Annotated in this window: 16 protein-coding genes; 8 read left to right on the top strand and 8 right to left on the bottom strand. The window is 57.1% G+C overall.

The genetic code is table 11. From position 1 onward, the window contains the following. Positions 1-10 precede the first annotated feature (10 nt). From KUF54_RS12845 to KUF54_RS12865, 5 genes are all read left to right on the top strand, one after another. Positions 11-550 (top strand): F0F1 ATP synthase subunit delta, encoded by a 540-nt coding sequence (locus KUF54_RS12845; protein WP_219343197.1) that lies wholly within the window; start codon positions 11-13, stop codon positions 548-550. A 45-nt stretch (positions 551-595) separates the two neighbouring features. Beyond that, complete coding sequence (gene atpA, locus KUF54_RS12850; RefSeq protein WP_219343198.1) at positions 596-2,155, top strand: F0F1 ATP synthase subunit alpha; 1,560 nt, start codon at positions 596-598, stop codon at positions 2,153-2,155. Between the two features lie 18 nt (positions 2,156-2,173). After that, positions 2,174-3,040, top strand: a complete 867-nt coding sequence (gene atpG, locus KUF54_RS12855; RefSeq protein ID WP_219343199.1) for a F0F1 ATP synthase subunit gamma — start codon at positions 2,174-2,176, stop codon at positions 3,038-3,040. A 34-nt stretch (positions 3,041-3,074) separates the two neighbouring features. Next, positions 3,075-4,484, top strand: coding sequence for a F0F1 ATP synthase subunit beta (gene atpD, locus KUF54_RS12860; RefSeq protein ID WP_219343200.1), 1,410 nt, complete (start codon positions 3,075-3,077; stop codon positions 4,482-4,484). 154 nt (positions 4,485-4,638) lie between these two features. Next, the gene (locus tag KUF54_RS12865; protein WP_219343201.1) at positions 4,639-5,055 is read left to right on the top strand and encodes a F0F1 ATP synthase subunit epsilon; all 417 of its coding nucleotides are present in this window, start codon (positions 4,639-4,641) and stop codon (positions 5,053-5,055) included. Between the two features lie 154 nt (positions 5,056-5,209). Here KUF54_RS12865 and KUF54_RS12870 read toward each other — a convergent pair whose 3' ends face one another. Beyond that, the gene (locus tag KUF54_RS12870; protein ID WP_219343202.1) at positions 5,210-5,479 is read right to left on the bottom strand and encodes a hypothetical protein; all 270 of its coding nucleotides are present in this window, start codon (positions 5,477-5,479) and stop codon (positions 5,210-5,212) included. 148 nt (positions 5,480-5,627) lie between these two features. Between KUF54_RS12870 and KUF54_RS12875 the strand changes: the two genes are divergently transcribed. Next, positions 5,628-6,377 carry a cold shock and DUF1294 domain-containing protein gene (locus KUF54_RS12875; protein ID WP_219343203.1) on the top strand — a complete coding sequence of 250 codons (750 nt, stop codon included), beginning with the start codon at positions 5,628-5,630 and terminating at the stop codon, positions 6,375-6,377. A gap of 66 nt (positions 6,378-6,443) precedes the next feature. Here KUF54_RS12875 and KUF54_RS12880 read toward each other — a convergent pair whose 3' ends face one another. The 3 genes from KUF54_RS12880 to KUF54_RS12890 are packed head-to-tail and all read right to left on the bottom strand — an operon-like array spanning position 6,444 to position 8,577. After that, positions 6,444-6,986 carry a TPM domain-containing protein gene (locus tag KUF54_RS12880; protein ID WP_219343204.1) on the bottom strand — a complete coding sequence of 181 codons (543 nt, stop codon included), beginning with the start codon at positions 6,984-6,986 and terminating at the stop codon, positions 6,444-6,446. Position 6,987: 1 nt separating this feature from the next. Then, the gene (locus KUF54_RS12885) at positions 6,988-7,935 is read right to left on the bottom strand and encodes a YgcG family protein (protein ID WP_219343205.1); all 948 of its coding nucleotides are present in this window, start codon (positions 7,933-7,935) and stop codon (positions 6,988-6,990) included. Positions 7,936-7,959: 24 nt separating this feature from the next. Then, the gene (locus KUF54_RS12890) at positions 7,960-8,577 is read right to left on the bottom strand and encodes a LemA family protein (RefSeq protein WP_219343206.1); all 618 of its coding nucleotides are present in this window, start codon (positions 8,575-8,577) and stop codon (positions 7,960-7,962) included. Positions 8,578-8,719: 142 nt separating this feature from the next. Between KUF54_RS12890 and KUF54_RS12895 the strand changes: the two genes are divergently transcribed. Next, the gene (locus KUF54_RS12895) at positions 8,720-9,733 is read left to right on the top strand and encodes a YheT family hydrolase (RefSeq protein ID WP_219343207.1); all 1,014 of its coding nucleotides are present in this window, start codon (positions 8,720-8,722) and stop codon (positions 9,731-9,733) included. A 3-nt stretch (positions 9,734-9,736) separates the two neighbouring features. Further along, the gene (locus KUF54_RS12900; RefSeq protein ID WP_219343208.1) at positions 9,737-10,294 is read left to right on the top strand and encodes a DUF2946 family protein; all 558 of its coding nucleotides are present in this window, start codon (positions 9,737-9,739) and stop codon (positions 10,292-10,294) included. Between the two features lie 101 nt (positions 10,295-10,395). On the opposite strand, the gene KUF54_RS12905 is transcribed toward KUF54_RS12900, so the two are convergent. The 4 genes from KUF54_RS12905 to KUF54_RS12920 form a co-directional block, all read right to left on the bottom strand. Then, positions 10,396-11,289, bottom strand: a complete 894-nt coding sequence (locus KUF54_RS12905; RefSeq protein ID WP_219343209.1) for a cytochrome c5 family protein — start codon at positions 11,287-11,289, stop codon at positions 10,396-10,398. Between the two features lie 194 nt (positions 11,290-11,483). Beyond that, positions 11,484-12,923 carry an efflux transporter outer membrane subunit gene (locus tag KUF54_RS12910; protein WP_219343210.1) on the bottom strand — a complete coding sequence of 480 codons (1,440 nt, stop codon included), beginning with the start codon at positions 12,921-12,923 and terminating at the stop codon, positions 11,484-11,486. Then, a complete protein-coding gene (locus KUF54_RS12915; protein WP_219343211.1) occupies positions 12,916-16,095 on the bottom strand; it encodes an efflux RND transporter permease subunit in 3,180 nt (1,059 codons plus the stop codon). Before KUF54_RS12915 ends, KUF54_RS12910 begins: the two co-directional genes overlap by 8 nt. 14 nt (positions 16,096-16,109) lie before the next feature. Then, complete coding sequence (locus tag KUF54_RS12920; RefSeq protein WP_219343212.1) at positions 16,110-17,423, bottom strand: efflux RND transporter periplasmic adaptor subunit; 1,314 nt, start codon at positions 17,421-17,423, stop codon at positions 16,110-16,112. Between the last annotated feature and the right edge of the window lie 136 nt (positions 17,424-17,559).

Raw genomic sequence — 17,559 nt, forward strand, 5'->3', positions numbered from 1 at the left:
ACAAGCAAAAATGGCAGAACTCGCCACCATTGCCCGCCCTTATGCTGAAGCATTGTTCAAAACCTGCGCCGATCAAGGCGCGGATTTGAACAGCACTGTCGCTTGGGTGGAGGAATTGGCGGCGATTGCCGCTAATCCGCAATTGCGCCAATTGGCCGGTAACCCGAATGTGAGCGGCACGCAAGTGTTTGATCTCATCTCGGGCGTGGCCAAAACTGCATTGCCTGAGACTGCACGCAATTTTTTGCGTGTTGTCCTCGATAACGGCCGTCTGGACGTGCTGCCTGAAGTGGCAGCTCAGTTCCGTAGCCTCGTGAACAGCAAAAGCGGCTCCTCGGATGCCGTGGTGTACAGCGCTTTCCCCATTGAGGATGCAGCGCTGGCCGAGCTTGGCGCCACGCTGAATAAGCGCTTCGGCCGCAAGCTGAATCTCACCGTGAAGCTGGAAGAATCGCTGATCGGTGGCGTTCGCGTCGTGGTGGGCGACGAGGTGCTGGACACCTCCGTCAAGGCCCGTCTGGAACAAATGAAAGCGGCCCTCACCGCGTAATGCGCTTGAGGTCTCGGCTAACACACAAGAAAGAAGGAAAGAGTCATGCAACTCAATCCCGCAGAAATTTCTGAACTGATCAAGAGCCGCATCGAAGGTCTGGCTGCTAGCACTGACGTTCGTAACCAAGGCACCGTGGTGTCGGTTACTGACGGTATCGTGCGCGTGCACGGCCTGTCGGACGTGATGGCTGGTGAAATGCTGGAATTCCCAGTGGCTCCCGATGGTCAGCCTACTTATGGCCTGGCTCTGAATCTGGAACGCGACTCTGTCGGCGCCGTGATTCTGGGTGCTTACGAGCACATCGCTGAAGGCAACACCGTTAAGTGCACCGGCCGTATTCTGGAAGTTCCAGTCGGTCCTGAACTGATCGGTCGCGTGGTGAACGCACTGGGCCAGCCTATCGACGGCAAGGGTCCTATCAACGCCAAGATGACGGACGTGATCGAAAAGGTTGCTCCTGGCGTGATCGCACGTCAATCCGTGGATCAGCCTCTGCAAACCGGTATCAAGTCCATCGACTCCATGGTTCCCGTGGGCCGTGGTCAGCGCGAGCTGATCATTGGTGACCGTCAGACCGGCAAGACTGCCGTGGCTATCGACGCGATCATCAACCAAAAGGGTCAAGGCGTTACCTGCGTGTACGTGGCGATTGGTCAGAAGGCTTCTTCTGTCAAGAACGTCGTACGCGCTCTGGAACAAGCTGGCGCGATGGATTACACCATCGTCGTGGCTGCAACCGCTTCTGAATCTGCAGCAATGCAGTACGTGTCTGCCTACTCTGGCTGCACGATGGGCGAATACTTCCGTGACCGTGGTGAAGATGCACTGATCGTTTATGACGATCTGTCCAAGCAAGCTGTGGCTTACCGTCAGGTATCGCTGCTGCTGCGCCGCCCACCAGGCCGTGAAGCGTTCCCCGGCGATGTGTTCTATCTCCACAGCCGTCTGCTGGAGCGTGCCGCTCGCGTCAACGCCGACTACGTCGAAGCCTTCACCAAGGGTGAAGTCAAGGGCAAGACCGGTTCCCTGACAGCTCTGCCTATCATCGAAACACAAGCTGGCGACGTGTCCGCTTTCGTTCCTACGAACGTGATTTCGATTACTGACGGCCAGATCTTCTTGGAAACCAGCCTGTTCAACGCAGGTGTGCGCCCCGCTATTAACGCCGGTATCTCCGTGTCCCGCGTTGGTGGTGCTGCTCAGACTAAGGTTGTTAAGGGCCTGTCCGGCGGTATCCGTACCGACTTGGCACAGTACCGTGAACTGGCTGCTTTCGCGCAGTTCGCTTCCGATCTGGACACAGCAACTCGTCAACAGCTGGACCGTGGCGCTCGTGTGACTGAACTGCTCAAGCAAGCTCAGTACTCGCCCCTGTCTACCGCTTTGATGGCCTCTTCGCTGTTCGCAGTGAACAAGGGCTTCATGGACGACATCGAAGTCAAGCAAGTTCTGCCTTTTGAAGCTGGTATGCATCAGCTGCTGAAGACTAGCTACAGCGCCTTGCTCGACCGTCTGAACGAAAAGCGTGCTTTCGACAAGGAAGGCAAGGACGAAGCTGAACTGACTGCAGCAATCACTGCATTCAAGAAGTCCTTCGCTTAATACTGGCGAGGAGTCATCATGGCAGCAGGTAAGGAAATACGCGGCAAGATCAAATCGGTGGAAAACACCAAGAAGATCACCAAAGCCATGGAAATGGTTGCTGCATCCAAAATGCGCAAGGCGCAGGAACGGATGCTGGCAGCACGTCCATACAGCGAAAAAATCCGCAACATTGCAGCCCATCTTGGCGAAGCCAACCCTGAATATGTGCATCCGTTCATGCAAGTGAACGATGCCAAGAAAGTCGGCGTCATCGTAGTGACGACCGACAAGGGTTTGTGCGGCGGTATGAACACAAACGTGTTGCGTATCGTCACCAACAAGTTGCGCGAAATGCAAGATGCGGGCATTGCGACAGAGGCAGTGGCCATTGGCGGCAAGGGGATGGGTTTCCTGACCCGCGTCGGCGCCAAGGTGGTCTCCCACGCTACTGGCCTGGGCGACACGCCTCACCTCGACAAGCTCATCGGGCCTGTCAAGGTGTTGCTGGACCAATACGCTGAAGGCAAGTTGAGCGCGGTGTACCTCTCGTACACCAAGTTCATCAACACCATGAAGCAAGAGTCGGTGGTGGAGCAACTGCTCCCCCTGTCGTCCGACAATATGCAAGCCGATAAGACCGGTCCATCGTGGGAATACATCTACGAACCTGACGCTCAAACCGTCATCGACGAACTGCTGGTTCGTTACGTAGAGTCCCTCGTGTACCAGGCTGTTGCGGAAAACATGGCGTCCGAGCAATCGGCGCGCATGGTGGCCATGAAGGCCGCAACCGACAACGCAGGTAGTGTCATTGGCGAGTTGAAGCTGATCTACAACAAGACGCGTCAAGCAGCGATTACGACCGAGTTGTCGGAAATCGTGGCAGGCGCAGCCGCTGTGTAAACGGCTTTAACGAACAAACAGATTGGAGCAAAAAATGGCTCAAGTACAAGGCAAGATTGTTCAATGTATCGGCGCCGTGGTGGACGTGGAATTTGCCCACGGCCAGGTGCCCAAGGTGTATGACGCCTTGAAGCTGGAAGGTACAGCCCTGACCCTGGAAGTTCAGCAACAGCTGGGCGACGGCGTGGTTCGTACCATTGCCCTGGGTTCTTCCGACGGCCTGAAGCGTGGCCTGATGGTCACCAACACTGGCAAGGCTATCACCGTGCCCGTGGGCAAGGCGACTCTGGGCCGCATCATGGACGTGCTGGGTAACCCCATCGACGAACGTGGCGATGTGGACCAGACCCTGACTGCCCCTATCCACCGCAAGGCTCCTGCGTACGACGAACTGTCGCCATCGCAAGAACTGCTGGAAACCGGCATCAAGGTGATCGACTTGATCTCTCCTTTCGCCAAGGGCGGTAAGGTCGGTCTGTTCGGTGGCGCGGGTGTGGGCAAGACCGTGAACATGATGGAACTCATCAACAACATCGCAAAGGGCCACGGCGGTCTGTCGGTGTTTGCTGGTGTGGGCGAGCGTACCCGTGAAGGTAATGACTTCTATCACGAAATGTCGGACGCCGGCGTCGTGAACCAAGAGAACCTGAACGAGTCCAAAGTGGCCATGGTTTACGGCCAGATGAACGAGCCACCAGGCAACCGTTTGCGCGTTGCGTTGACAGGTTTGACCATGGCCGAAGCCTTCCGTGACGAAGGTAAGGACGTGCTGTTCTTCGTGGACAACATCTACCGCTACACATTGGCCGGTACCGAAGTGTCCGCTTTGCTGGGCCGTATGCCTTCCGCCGTGGGCTACCAGCCTACTCTGGCTGAAGAAATGGGTAAGCTGCAAGAGCGTATTACCTCCACCAAGGTGGGCTCGATCACTTCCATCCAGGCCGTTTACGTGCCAGCGGATGACTTGACCGATCCTTCGCCTGCTACGACTTTTGCTCACTTGGACTCCACTGTTGTGTTGTCCCGTGACATCGCTTCGCTGGGTATCTACCCTGCGGTGGATCCTCTGGATTCCACAAGCCGTCAGCTGGACCCCCAAGTGGTTGGTGAAGAGCACTACAAGGTGGCTCGCCAAGTGCAAGGTACGCTGCAGCGCTACAAGGAACTGCGCGACATTATTGCGATTCTGGGTATGGACGAGCTGGCTCCTGAAGACAAGCTGGTCGTGTCCCGCGCTCGTAAGATTCAGCGTTTCCTGTCGCAGCCTTTCCACGTGGCTGAAGTGTTTACTGGCGCCCCCGGTAAGTACGTGTCGCTGGCTGAAACCATCCGTGGTTTCAAGATGATTGTGGCTGGCGAAGCCGATCACCTGCCCGAACAGGCTTTCTACATGGTTGGTACCATCGACGAAGCCTTTGAGAAGGCCAAGAAGCTGGCAGCCTAACTAGCTTTCACCCCCTGAGCGGCTAACGCCGCTTCCCCCCTCTCTCTTCGGGAGGGGGACGACGCCCTCGCTGCGGGGCGGCCCTTGCTAGGCGTCACTTGCTTGGGGTGTGTCAGTTTTAGGACCAGTTTTTAACCTTTTCCAAGGAGCAAAGATGAACACCATCCACGTTGATGTGGTCAGTGCCGAAGAGTCCATCTTCTCCGGTGAAGCGCGTTTTGTCGCTTTGCCCGGTGAATCGGGCGAATTGGGCATTTTTCCCCGCCACACACCGCTGATCACCCGCATCAAGCCGGGTTCGGTGCGCATCGAAATGCCTGATGGCAGCGAAGAATTTGTCTTCGTGGCCGGTGGCATTTTGGAAGTGCAACCCAACTGCGTGACTGTGCTGTCCGACACCGCGATTCGCGGCAAGGATCTGGACGAGGAAAAGGCCAACGCGGCCAAGGCCTCTGCAGAAGAAGCTCTGAAGAACGCCAAGAGCGAGCTGGATTTGGCCAAGGCCCAGTCCGAGCTGACCGTGCTGGCTGCCCAAGTGGCCGCTCTGCGCAAGTTCCGCCAGAAGCGTTGATAGCTCTGCCTTAGGGCATGAGTATCGACATAAAAAAAGCCACCGCATGCGGTGGCTTTTTTTATGGGATTTGCTCTTAAAGCAAGAGCATTGAGTCCTTGCAGTATCTAGACTAGAGGCCCAAAAGACTCGAATTTCAAGGCGTCAGCCTTTTTTAGCCACTGCAGGCGACTTGGTAGCCGTAGATCACGGATTTGTCTACCGGGTCCACGTGGCGTGACTTGCGCACCACGGCCTTGCTGGGGTCTTCGCACAGTGCGCGAATCTGGGCTTCACACTTTTTGGGGTCATCGACCTTGATCTTGCAGCTCAGCGCATAGTCGTATTCGACAGGGGCTTCTGCGCCTTTGGGGCTGATGGTAGAGCAGGCGCTAAGGGCGAGAGCCGAGCCGATGATGGCCAGTGAGAACAGAGATTTCTTCATGTTTGGGTGCTTTCTTGAAAGAGATGTCTGCTCCAAAATTAACACAGCCACAGTGTTGTATCTTTGCTTTTGTGCAGGACAAGACAAATTTGTGGTGATGCTGCGGTATCTCGCACACTAAAACAACAAAGAAAGAGACAAGATAAAAATGCGAGACCAGCGAGATATTCAGCAGAGTTCAGCCACGCGTTATAGCGGCGCGTTGAGTCAGTGGAATGACGAAAGAGGCTTTGGCTGGATTGATGCCGACGGCGGCGGCGAGCGCCTGTTTGTGCATATCAGCGCCTTTGAGCCGCGCCCTAGTGCAGAGCAGCGCCCCAAGCCCGGACTGCGCGTGGAGTTTGCCGTAGGTATGGATAAGGGCAAGAAGAGGGCGCTGAAGGTAAATTGGCGCTCTGCCTCTTATGCCGGGCCCAGATCTCAAGCTGCGCCGCCTAGCAACAGCTGGAATAACGGCAGTAATGCCCGTAATGGCAGCAGCCAATCAGCGCAAAGAGTCGGTGGTAGAGAAGCGCGGCAGCCTCAGGGCAAGCAGACATTCAGCGGCTTTGGTTATGGGGCACTGCTGACATGGCTGATTGTGATGGTGGCCGCAGCCATCCTTTGGGGCGTGCCGCGTCTTATCTGGCTGGCATATGCGGGCCTAAGCGTGCTGACCTTCATGGCTTATTGGCAAGACAAATGGGCGGCCCAAAAGGGGCAGTGGCGCACGCCAGAAAAAACGCTGCAGCTGATGGCGCTAGTGGGCGGGTGGCCGGGCGCTGTGCTCGCCCAGCAGTGGCTGCGCCACAAAAGTAGCAAGACCAGCTTTCAGCAAGAGTTTTGGCTCATGGTGCTGATCAATGTGGCTGCGGTGCTGTGGCTGTGTTCACCTTATGGGCGCCATGTACTGGGCTGAAAATCACTTCAAGACTTTTTGGCCTCTGGCCAATGATTCATCATCACCAGCAGCTATGAATTTTGATTAGCTGCGGCGGTGCGGAAGGTGTCGCTCCACCACCGGCGTATCGGGCAGGTTACGAGATTCTGCATTGTGTTTGGACTGACGCGGAAAGTGGGTTTGCAAATGGCGACTGACGCGCTCCAGCGCCGAGACCAGCCCTACGCTGAAATGCCCACCCTTAAAGGCTGATTGCATATCGCTGATCAGCGTCTGCCACTGCTCGGCGTTCATGGTTCGATCCAGCGCACGGTCGGCCACGATTTCGATGGCGTGATCGGCCAGTAGCACATAGATAAGTGCGCCGTTGTTGTGTTCGGTATCCCAAACATGGAGCTTGGCAAACTGCGACAGCGCCCGCTGGCGTGGCGTGGCATCGCGCCAGATATAGCTCCAGGGCATGCCTGCTTCTATGCAGATGCGCACTTGCCCGCTGTGGCTTAGCTCGCTCTTAGCCACCAACTGCTCAAGCTCACGCAGCGTGGCTGCGGGCAGGTGCTTGCGTAGATGCTGCTCGGCCCAGCGGTGACGTACCAAGCGTGCCAAGCGATGAAAAATACTGCTCATCTCACCAATCTCCCGAGGCGCCGCCGCCGCCAAAGCTCCCACCACCACCGGAGCTGAAGCCGCCCCCGGAACTGAAACCACCCCCACCCCCACTACTGCCACCACCCCAGCTGCCTCCGCCGCCAGAACTGATGTAAGGGCCCCCGCCACCTCTTGAGAGGTTGGACAACAGCGTAAATATCAGCGCTATGAATGCAGCAACACCTGCAGCCAGCATACTGGTGGTAATGAAATAGGCTGCTGCACCAGTGATGCCACCCATAACCAGTGAGCCTAGTCCCCGGCCAAAGATAGAGCGGGCGATGGCAATACCGATGGGGAAGCCCAATAACAGCAGGGGCAGTAGAAAGTCCAGGTTCAGCGACGAGGAGCTGCTCTGGCTTTGCTGCTTTGCCGGGGCTGGCAGCTGCTCTCCACGAATCAACAGACTCATCTGATCGATGGCCGCAGAGAGTCCGCCCGCATAGTCATCGACGCGAAAGCGTGGCTTCATGGCGCCATCAATGATGCGACCCGCCTGAATGTCGGGAATCGCCCCTTCCAGCTTGCGCGCTACCTCGATGCGCATGCGTCTGTCGTCTTTTGCCACGACGATGAGGCTGCCGTCGCCAATGTCTTTGCGCCCCAGCTTCCAGCTGCTGGCCACGCGCCAGGAATAGGCGGCAATGTCTTCGGGCGCGGTGCTGCCGACCATGAGGATGACGACTTGCGCACCTGTTTCGTCTTCCAGTGTTTTGAGTTTTTCGTTCAGCGCCTGTACATCGCTGCCGCTAAGGGTGCTGGTTTGGTCAATAACCCGGCCTGAGAGTTCAGGCACGGGTTTGAGCTGCGTTCCTGCTGCGCCGGACGTTGTTTGAGCCAGTGCGGGCAGAGCAGAAAAAAGCGTGAGCCATGCAAAAACAAGAGCTGCAAGCGCTTGATTGATAAGGGGTAGAGCCTTGTTTTGCATGTAATCCTTCAAAGCGGGTGAGGCTTATTTAGCGGCGGCCGGAGCCGCAGGCTTGGAGAAATCCACAGCGGGGGGCTGCGAAATCTGGGCCTCGTTTTGCACGGTGAAGGTGGGCTTCACGTTGTAGCTAAAGACCTTGGCTGTGAGATTGGTGGGGAAGCTGCGCGCCAGCACGTTGTAGGCCTGCACGGTACCGATGTACTCGTTACGGGCCACGGTGATGCGATTTTCTGTGCCCTCCAGCGTCAGGCGCAAATCGCGGAATGCTTGATTGGCCTTGAGGTCTGGATATTTCTCAGCCACCACCATCAGGCGGGACAGTGCACCTGAAAGTTCGCCCTGTGCTTGCTGGAATTTGTTGAAGGCTTCGGGGTTGTTAATCAGCTCAGGAGTGGCCTGAATGGACGTGGCTTTGGAGCGCGCCTCAATCACTTTGGTCAAGGTGTCTTGTTCAAAATTGGCTTCGCCCTTGACGGTGGCAACGATGTTAGGAATCAGGTCAGAGCGGCGCTGGTATTGGTTCAGCACCTCGCCCCATGCGGCCTTGGACTTTTCGTCCAGACGCTGAAAGTCGTTGTAGCCGCAACCCGTGAGGGAGAGCATGGAGGCAGCAGTCGCAATCATTACAAGCCAGCGTTTCATGGGTGTTTCCAGTCGCTAAATAGATGCTGAAACCATAGCATAGGCGTTTGACTTGCGTACGTGCGTACAGGGCTTGTGTGTTTGTCCGTCATCGCATGGCGCTAGCATTGCAACCATAACCCATGCCTATGCTTTGCCCCCTATGAGTTTTGAGCAATTTCGCGCCCCTTGGTGGCAGCCCGGTGGTCATGTGCAAACCATCTGGTCAGCGCTTTACGCCCGTTATAAAACCAAAGGTATTGAGCCCTTGCCTTGGCTGCGTGAGCGCTGGGATACGCCGGATGGTGACTTTATTGATGTCGATTTTTCCAGCCACCCGTTAGCTGGCAATGCGCCCACGCTGGTGCTGTTTCATGGGCTGGAAGGCTCATCGAATAGTCATTACGCCAAAGCCACGGCGCTGGTGTGTGCGCAGCGCGGCTGGCGCTTGGCTGTCCCTCATTTTCGGGGTTGCAGTGGCGAGCCTAATCGCCTGCTGCGTGCTTATCACTCAGGCGATGTGGACGAGGTGGATTGGATTTTGAAGCGAGTACAACAAGGCGCTGGCGGCGACTTGCTGGCCATGGGTATATCGCTGGGCGGCAATGCACTGGCGCGCTGGGCCGGTGTGCAGCAGCAGGCCGCGTTGCAGGTCATCAAAGGCGCTGCCGTGGTGTCTGCGCCGCTTGATTTGGTGTCTGGCGGGCTGAACTTGGGGCGTGGACTTAACCGCTGGATTTACACGCCCATGTTTCTGCGTACGCTGGTGCCCAAGGCGCTGGCCAAATGGCAGCAGTCGCCGGGCTTGTTTGACAAAGCAGCGCTGCAGAGCGCACGCACCTTGCAGGCATTTGATGATGTGTTTACCGGGCCTGTGCACGGCTTTAAAAACGCCGATGATTACTGGACTCAGGCATCGGCCAAGCCTTTGCTCAAACAGGTGGCTGTGCCGCTGCTGCTGCTCAATGCGCTAAACGACCCGTTTGTGCCCGCGAACAGCCTGCCTGCGCAAAGTGATGTGAGCGCATCAGTACAGCTTTGGCAGCCCGCACATGGCGGACATGCTGGCTTTTCAAGTGGAACATGGCCGGCCCATGTGCAGGCCATGCCGCAGGCGGTAACGCAGTGGCTGGCGCAATACTTGCCTGAATTTCATCAGAAAAATAAGGAGAGATAGCCAATGGATGACATCGTGAAGCAGGCCATGGCCAAGTGGCCCAATGTGCCCGCCTGCAGTGGCTGGTTGGGGCTGGATGCGCGGGGGCAATGGTGGTTGCGCGACGATCCGGCTCAGGCTTGTGGCGCCTTTACCAGCGGCAAGCCCGGAGCCAAGGGCAGCGAACTGCGCCATGAAAAACTAGCGGATTTCATTGCCCGTAATTACTTGGCGCAGCCCGATGGCCGCTGGTACTTTCAAAACGGTCCCCAGCGCGTATATGTGGAGCTGGAATCGGCCCCGTGGATTTGGCGCGTGCGCTGCACAGAGCAAGGCGTGCATCTGCATAGCCACACGGGCCAAGAGTTGCAGCTATCGCTGGTGCAGCAGGTAGTGATGGATGAGCTGGGAAGACTGTTCTTGGCCCTGCCGCAAGGCTTGGGCATGGTGCACAGCCTCGACATGCTGGATGCAGCCAACGCTCTGGAGCGAGGTGATCTGCCCGAGGTGCAAGAGATGCAGAGCGCTTTGCTGCCTGTCCAGTTTGGCTATGCGTTGAGCCCTGAGGCTATGCAAAATTGATAGCTATTAGTCCAATTAAATAAAGGACTAGAGGGCGAAAACAATAAAACCGACTCAAGGCCGGTTTTAGGTTTGAAGCATGAGTTTTTGCGCTGCTTTGCTTATTTAGCGGCGTCCACCATGTATTGGATGGCGGCTTTAAAGTCCGCGTCAGAGGCAGTCGATCCACCCTTGGGCGGCATGGCACCAACGCCTTTGGTGGCTTTGGCGACGATCTGGTCCATGCCTTGGGCAATGAATGGAGCCCAAGCCGCTTTGTCGCCAAACTTGGGTGCGCCAGCAACGCCGCTGCTGTGGCAGACCACGCAAGTCGTGTCGTAAATGCCTTTGCCCACATTGGATGCGGCGGCAGGTGCAGCAGCTGCTTCAGCTGCTGCAGGAACTGAGGGGTTGGCGGGTGTGGCCGCAGCTACAGGAGCCGGCACAGTGGTAGCTGCTGGAGTTGCCGCAGCTGGAGCAGCATCGGCACTGGCTGCGCCCGCTGCATCAGCGGCAGTGGCAGGGGGCTTGGGTTCAGGGAAGCTGCCGCCTGCGGCATTGGCCATGTAGACCACGCCCCGGGCGATTTCGGTGTCATTGAATTCGCCGCCGCCTTGGGGTGCCATAGCCCCCTTGCCAGCCAGCGATGAATGCACCAGCGTTTCCAGACCCAGCTTGAGGCGAGGGCCCCAAGCTGCCGCGTCTTGGAACTTGGGAGCGCCAGCAGCACCTGTTGCGTGGCAAGCCGCGCACTGGGATTTGTAGACCTCTTCACCACCGCGCAAAGGGCGGTTGGCGTCGCGGATCTCAATCGTGCCGACTTTTTGCAAGCGCACCGCTTTGGCCATCTCTGGGTTGCCAGCGCCGGGACCCGTCGTCTCGGAGGAGGTCACGAATTTGACCAAACCGATGATGACCAGAATGGGGACCACAAATGCGAAGAGGACAGCCAGCAACAGCTGCTTAGGTTTTTTGATGGGGCCGGTATGGGCTTCTTCGTGGTGTTGCTCGCTCATGAAGTCCTCTGAGATCGTGTGATAGGAGTTATCAAATCATTATAGAAGTGAGGGTTAAGAATGCCAGTGCACGACGATACGGGTTGACGCGCGCTGGATAAAGGAGTTGCGTTGGATCAAGCTTGCGCAATTTTTGATGGGGCATGAAAAAAGGCGTCCGAAGACGCCTTTGTAGCTTGCTGCCAATTTGGAGTTTATGGAGCACTTGTTGCTGGGGCTGAAGCCGTGGCGTTCGCCGCAGCCTCAGTCCATCCACCGCCCAAAACCTTGTAGAGGTTAACTTGGGTTTGCAGCTGCGAAAGGCGCACTTGCACCACGGATTGCTCCAGTGCAAACAGCGAGCGCTGCGCATCCAGCAAGTCCAGATAGCTGGCCACGCCGTTGGTGTAGCGCAGGTCAGACAGCTTGTAGCGGATTTGCTCGGCCTCCAGCTGGCGCGACTGTGCGTCGAGCTGCTCCTTAAAGGCGCGGCGGTTTACCAGCGTGTCAGACACTTCGCGGAAGGCCGATTGGATGGCTCCTTCGTACTGCGCCACGGCAATTTTCTCGTTGGCCTGCGCAACCTTCAAATTGGCGCGGGTGCGGCCAGCGTTGAAGATAGGCAGATACAGAGAAGGCGCGATGGTGAAGGCCGCAGAGTCTGAGCTGAATAGATCAGAGACTTTAGAGTTCACAAAACCCGCCGATGCAGTCAGCGAGATGTTCGGGAAGAACATTGCGCGCGCTGCACCAATGCTGGCATTGGCGGCAATCATGCTTTGCTCGGCCTGACGAATATCAGGGCGGCGCAGCAGCAGCTCAGAAGGCAGGCCTGCAGGCACATCGGCCAGCGCAGGCAACTCACGCAACTTTTGGCCTTGCATGCTGCTGAGCAACTCAGCAGGCAAAGTTTGGCCCACAAGCAAGGTGAGTGTATTGACATCGCGTTCACGCTGGCCTGTTTGTTGGGCCAGTGTGGAGCGGGCGCTTTCGGTCAGCGACTGCGCTTGGCGGAAGTCCAGCTCAGAAGTCACCCCTGCATCCAGACGCAGCTTGGTGAGCTTGATGGACTCTTCGCGCGTGCTCAGCGTGCGGCGTGAAATGGCCAGCAGTTCTTCATCCGCATGCAAGTTGAGCCAAGTGTTGGCGACATTCGCAATCAGGCTGATTTGCGCGGCCTTGCGGCCTTCTTCTGTCGCCAAGTATTGGGCTAAAGCTTGCTGCTTGAGGCTGCTGATGCGGCCCCAGAAGTCGATCTCCCAGCTAGGCATAGACAAGCCCGCCATGTACGAGTTGCCGTACTGGCCGGTTGCTGCATTCGGCTGGCGGCTGGCGCTGGCGGCAGCACCGATTTCAGGGAACTGGCCAGCACGCTGAATTTGGTACTGGGCCCGTGCCTTTTCGATGTTGAGCATCGCCACGCGCAGGTCGCGGTTGTTGTCCAGCGCGAGCTGGATCACTTGCTGCAAGCGAGGGTCCGTAAAGAACTGCTGCCACGGAATGTCCGCTGCAGCCACAGCGCCTGCCGTCTGCGCAGCGGTCGTGGAGTATTGCTCAGCCACGGGCTGTGGCTGACGCTCCAGTTGAGGGATGAAAGAGCAGCCGCTGGCCAGCAGTGCGCTGGCCAATGCTACAGGTAGCAAGGTCTTATTCATGATGCGAGCCTCCCTGTGCCGTCGGGGTGGGGGCAATGGGGGCACTTGGGTCGTCTTGTTTGGATTTTTTGCCGAACAGCTTGAACACGACGACAAAGAACACGGGAACCAGGAACACCGACAACGGCGTACCAATCACCATGCCCCAGAACACACCGGTACCAATCGCCTTTTGGCTGGCAGCGCTGGCGCCAGAAGCGATGTACAGCGGCACGACACCCAAAATGAAGGCCAAAGAGGTCATCAAAATGGGGCGGAAACGCAGGTGAGCGGCTTCCAGTGCCGAGTCCAGAACACTCTTGCCCTGTGCATGCAAATCCTTGGCGAACTCCACAATCAAAATGGCGTTCTTGGCTGACAAACCGATCACGGTAATCAGCGCCACTTGGAAGTAGATGTCGTTAGGCATACCGCGCATCAGCACACCGGCCACGGCACCGAACACGCCCAAAGGCACGACCAGCATCACGGACAGAGGAATGCTCCAGCTTTCATACAAAGCAGCCAAGCACAGGAACACAGCCAGCAGCGAGAACGCGTACAGCAGCATGGCGGAGGAGCCAGCCTTCTTTTCGTCCAGAGACTGGCCTGTCCACTCGTAGCCAAAGCCTTGAGGCAACTCGGCCGCCAGCTTTTCCATCTCCTTCATGGCATCCCCGCTGGTGTAGCCGGGCTTGGCTTGACCGGTAATGCTCATAGAGGCGTAGCCGTTGTAGCGAGTCATCTGCATAGGACCGCTGACCCACTTGCTTGTGGCGAGCGTGGACAATTCCACCAGCTTGCCTTCGGAGTTGGGGACAGTCAGTCTGAGCACATCTTCGGGCTGCATGCGGCGTGACGCATCTGCCTGAATCGTGACGCGCTGCATATAACCCTTGTTGGGGAAGTCGGTGGAGTTGGTCGAGCCCAGCGCTGCTGACAGCGTGGTCGCGATGTCCGCCATATTCACCTTCTGGGCATAAACGGCATCGCGGTTGATGTCGATCTTCCACTGAGGTGCGTCTTCCACACCGTCAAAGCGTACGCCCGCCAAGATGGGGCTGGCATTGGCTTTTTGGATCAGCTCATTGCGTGCTGCAAGCAGTGCGGCGTGGCCCTTGGCAGAGCGGTCTTGCAGGCGGAAGGTAAAGCCGTCACTGTTGCCCAGCTCAGGAATGGATGGCGGCACCAGCGTGAAGATAAATCCATCACGCAGTGTCGACATCGCGCCCATGGTGCGGCCCGCATAAGAGGTCGCATCTGAGCCCTTGGCTTTGCGCTCAGACCAGTCCTTGAGCGTAGTGAATGACAAGCCCACGTTCTGGCCCTGACCAGCAAAGCTGAAGCCAATAATGCTCACGATGTCAGCAACTTCGGGCTGGCTGAGTGCAAACTTTTCCAGCTCGCCCATGGTCTTGCTGGTGCGCTCCAGCGTGGCACCCGGAGGCAGCTGGGTCAGCGAAATCACATAACCCTGATCTTCCACGGGCAAGAAGGAGGTGGGCAGCTTCAAGAAGATAAAGGCCGCACCTGCAATCACCAGCACGTAGACGAGTAGGGACTGTGTTGAGCGCTTGACCACAGTTGCGACAGCGCGGGAGTAGCGGTTGGTTCCGGCTTCAAACTTGCGGTTGAACCAGTTGAAGAAGGGACCAAGCAAGCCGGTCTTCTTGTCATGCGCATGGCCCTTAGGAATGGGCTTGAGCATGGTAGCGCACAGGGCGGGCGTCAGCGTCAGAGCAAAGAAGCCTGAGAAGAAGATGGAGATCGCCATCACCAGCGAGAACTGGCGGTAGATCGCACCTGTCGCACCGCCAAACAGCGCCAGAGGCAGGAAAACGGTCACCAAAATCACGGTAATACCGACCACGGCGCCTTGAATCTGACCCATGGCTTTAAGCGTGGCTTCCTTGGGGGGCAGACCCTCTTCGGCCATGATGCGCTCGACGTTTTCCACCACCACAATCGCATCGTCCACCACGATACCAATCACCAGCACCATGGCGAACATGGCCAGAATGTTGATGGACAGACCGGCCACCAGCATGACCGCAAAGGTTCCTAGCAAGGCGATTGGCACCACGATGGTGGGAATCAGCGTGTAGCGGATGTTCTGCAAGAAGATCAGCATCACGATGAAGACCAGTACGATGGCTTCAAGCAGCGTAGAGACCACCTTTTCGATGGAGATTTTCACGAACTTGGAGGTGTCGTAAGGCGATGACCACTTCACGCCGGGCGGCAGGAAGGGAGCCAGATCACCCATCTTCGCGTACACCAACTTAGCCGTAGCCATGGCGTTGGCAGTGGCAGTCAGCTGTACGGCCATGGCCACGGCGGGTTTGCCGTTCAGGCGAGACTGAAAGCCGTAGCTTTCTGTGCCCAGTTCAACGCGACCAATGTCCTTGATGCGAACAGTTGAGCCATCAGCATTCGAGCGCAGCACCACTTCGGCAAACTCTTCAGGCGTTGACAGCTGACCGGGAACCACGATGGTCGCGTTCATGCCCGTGCCGGGCAGGCTGGGCGTGTTGCCCAGAGAGCCGCCAGAAATCTGCAGATTTTGTGAGGCGATGGATGCGTTGATTTGCGCGATCGACATGTTGTAGCCCTGCAGCTTGGCAGGATCTACCCAGATACGCATAGCGCGCCCAGATGCAAACAGCTGGGCTGTACCTACGCCATCCAGACGCTGAATTTCAGGCAGGACGTTGCGGTTTACGTAATCGGCGACATCATCGTTGGGTGTTTCCCCGTTTTCTGACTGGAAGGCCAGAATCATCAGGAAGTTGCTCATCGACTTTTCAACGCGCACACCCAGAGCCTGAACAATCTGCGGCAGGCGAGACTGAACGCGGGCCAAGCGGTTTTGCACGTCTACTTGTGCCAAATCCTGATTCGTGCCGGGCTCGAAAGTTACGGTCAGCGTGCCTTGGCCAGTGGCCGAGGCGCTGGTGCTCATGTACAACATGCCGGTGGCGCCATTCATCTCACGTTCAATGAGTTGAAGCACCGAGTCCGTCATGGTCTGCGCTGTTGCACCAGGGTAAGTTGCCGTCACCGTGATGGTGGGCGGCGCAACCGTCGGGAACTGCGATACGGGCAGTTTTGTGATGGCGATAACGCCTGCGAGAATCACGAAAATCGAGATTACCCAGGCAAAAATCGGTCTATGGATAAAGAACTTAGACATGGATCGTATGCCTGTTACTTAGCTGCTGGCGCATCGCCTGCGCCTTCAGCGGCTGCGGGCTTGTCTTGCGCTGGTGCTTCGGGTGCAGCAGCCGGGGCTGGCTGAGTTGGCGCGGCTGGGGTGGCGTTAAATTCCACGGGCTTTACCTTCTTGGCGCCCATGCCAACTTTGATCAAGCCATCGACCATCACCTTCTCGCCGGTCTTCAAGCCGGAGGTCACAACCCAGTTACTTCCGCTCGATTGGCTGATTTGCACTGGGCGGGGGGCGACAGAGCCGTCCTCGGCAACGATCATGACAAAGTTGCCCTTCTCATTGCGTGTCACGGCTTGCTGAGGAATCAGCACAGCGTTTTCCATCTGAGCTTGCTCCAAGCGCACACGCACATAGGTGCCGGGCAGCAGCATGCCATCGGGGTTAGGCAGTTCTGCGCGCACGCTAACTTGGCCAGTTGTGGGGTCTACTGAGAGATCGGTAAACAGCAGCTTGCCGGTGTGTGCGTACTCTTTGCCATCGTCCAAATAGACGTGGACGCGAGCGGCGTTATCACCTATTTTTGCTAACTTGCCAGAAGTCAATGCTTCACGCATGCGCATGATTTCAGAGGATGACTGTGTCAGATTGACGTACAGCGGATTGACTTGCTGAATAGTCGCCAGCGGAGTGGCCTCACCTTGACCAACCAAGGCGCCTTCCGTGACAAGTGCGCGGCCGATGCGGCCGGAAATAGGTGCTGTTACGCTGGCATAGCCTAGGCTGACATTGGCATTGGTCACTGCGGCTTTGCCGGCAGCCACTTGAGCTTGCGCGGCCTTCTCGTTAGCGATGGCAGTGTCATATTCCTGCTTGCTAATCGCGTTGGCTTCTACCAGCGGTTTGTAGCGGCGGGCTGTCGCAGAGGCTTGCGCCAAGCTGGCTTCAGCTTGAGCCAGCGTGGCTTGTGCGCTTTGCAAGTTGGCTTTGTAGGGGGCGTTGTCAATTTGGTAGAGAGCTTGACCGGCTTTGACGTCAGAGCCTTCTTGGAAGAGACGCTTTTGGACAATGCCTGCTGCGCGGGCGCGAACCTGTGCAATGCGAGAGGCTTCGAGGCGACCGGGAAGATCGGAAACCAAGGGCACGTTTTGCAACGAAACGGTGATCACACCGACTTCGGGGAGTTGCTGCTGCGCTGCCGCTTGTGATTTTTGTGCCTCTTCTTTTTTGTCACCGCAGGCAGTAAGGCCCAAGGCCGCAAGCAAGCTCAGGCTGATAGCCATGGAGCGGGTGCAGGAGGTTGAAAATTTGGGCTGACTGTTCAGAGCCTTGTGTTCTTCATACATCGGGTGCATGAACGTCCTTCCGGTTGGCATGGTGAAAACGAGAATAGAGCACCGTCCAGAACGGAGTGCTCATCTAAGGGTTTCCCTTGAAGGAAATTTATATATCAGTGTTGAAGAAATTATACATACATCCGTAAATGTATAA

The sequence above is a fragment of the Comamonas sp. Y33R10-2 genome, assembly GCF_019355935.1.
In the GTDB taxonomy this organism is placed as follows: Bacteria; Pseudomonadota; Gammaproteobacteria; order Burkholderiales; family Burkholderiaceae_C; genus Comamonas.

Excerpts from the sequence above, each read along its gene's own strand:
- KUF54_RS12845 (WP_219343197.1), top strand. The coding sequence starts at position 11 with ATGGCAGAACTCGCCACCATTGCCCGCCCTTATGCTGAAGCATTGTTC.
- atpA (WP_219343198.1), top strand. The coding sequence starts at position 596 with ATGCAACTCAATCCCGCAGAAATTTCTGAACTGATCAAGAGCCGCATC.
- atpG (WP_219343199.1), top strand. The coding sequence starts at position 2,174 with ATGGCAGCAGGTAAGGAAATACGCGGCAAGATCAAATCGGTGGAAAAC.
- atpD (WP_219343200.1), top strand. The coding sequence starts at position 3,075 with ATGGCTCAAGTACAAGGCAAGATTGTTCAATGTATCGGCGCCGTGGTG.
- KUF54_RS12865 (WP_219343201.1), top strand. The coding sequence starts at position 4,639 with ATGAACACCATCCACGTTGATGTGGTCAGTGCCGAAGAGTCCATCTTC.
- KUF54_RS12870 (WP_219343202.1), bottom strand. The coding sequence starts at position 5,479 with ATGAAGAAATCTCTGTTCTCACTGGCCATCATCGGCTCGGCTCTCGCC.
- KUF54_RS12875 (WP_219343203.1), top strand. The coding sequence starts at position 5,628 with ATGCGAGACCAGCGAGATATTCAGCAGAGTTCAGCCACGCGTTATAGC.
- KUF54_RS12880 (WP_219343204.1), bottom strand. The coding sequence starts at position 6,986 with ATGAGCAGTATTTTTCATCGCTTGGCACGCTTGGTACGTCACCGCTGG.
- KUF54_RS12885 (WP_219343205.1), bottom strand. The coding sequence starts at position 7,935 with ATGCAAAACAAGGCTCTACCCCTTATCAATCAAGCGCTTGCAGCTCTT.
- KUF54_RS12890 (WP_219343206.1), bottom strand. The coding sequence starts at position 8,577 with ATGAAACGCTGGCTTGTAATGATTGCGACTGCTGCCTCCATGCTCTCC.
- KUF54_RS12895 (WP_219343207.1), top strand. The coding sequence starts at position 8,720 with ATGAGTTTTGAGCAATTTCGCGCCCCTTGGTGGCAGCCCGGTGGTCAT.
- KUF54_RS12900 (WP_219343208.1), top strand. The coding sequence starts at position 9,737 with ATGGATGACATCGTGAAGCAGGCCATGGCCAAGTGGCCCAATGTGCCC.
- KUF54_RS12905 (WP_219343209.1), bottom strand. The coding sequence starts at position 11,289 with ATGAGCGAGCAACACCACGAAGAAGCCCATACCGGCCCCATCAAAAAA.
- KUF54_RS12910 (WP_219343210.1), bottom strand. The coding sequence starts at position 12,923 with ATGAATAAGACCTTGCTACCTGTAGCATTGGCCAGCGCACTGCTGGCC.
- KUF54_RS12915 (WP_219343211.1), bottom strand. The coding sequence starts at position 16,095 with ATGTCTAAGTTCTTTATCCATAGACCGATTTTTGCCTGGGTAATCTCG.
- KUF54_RS12920 (WP_219343212.1), bottom strand. The coding sequence starts at position 17,423 with ATGCACCCGATGTATGAAGAACACAAGGCTCTGAACAGTCAGCCCAAA.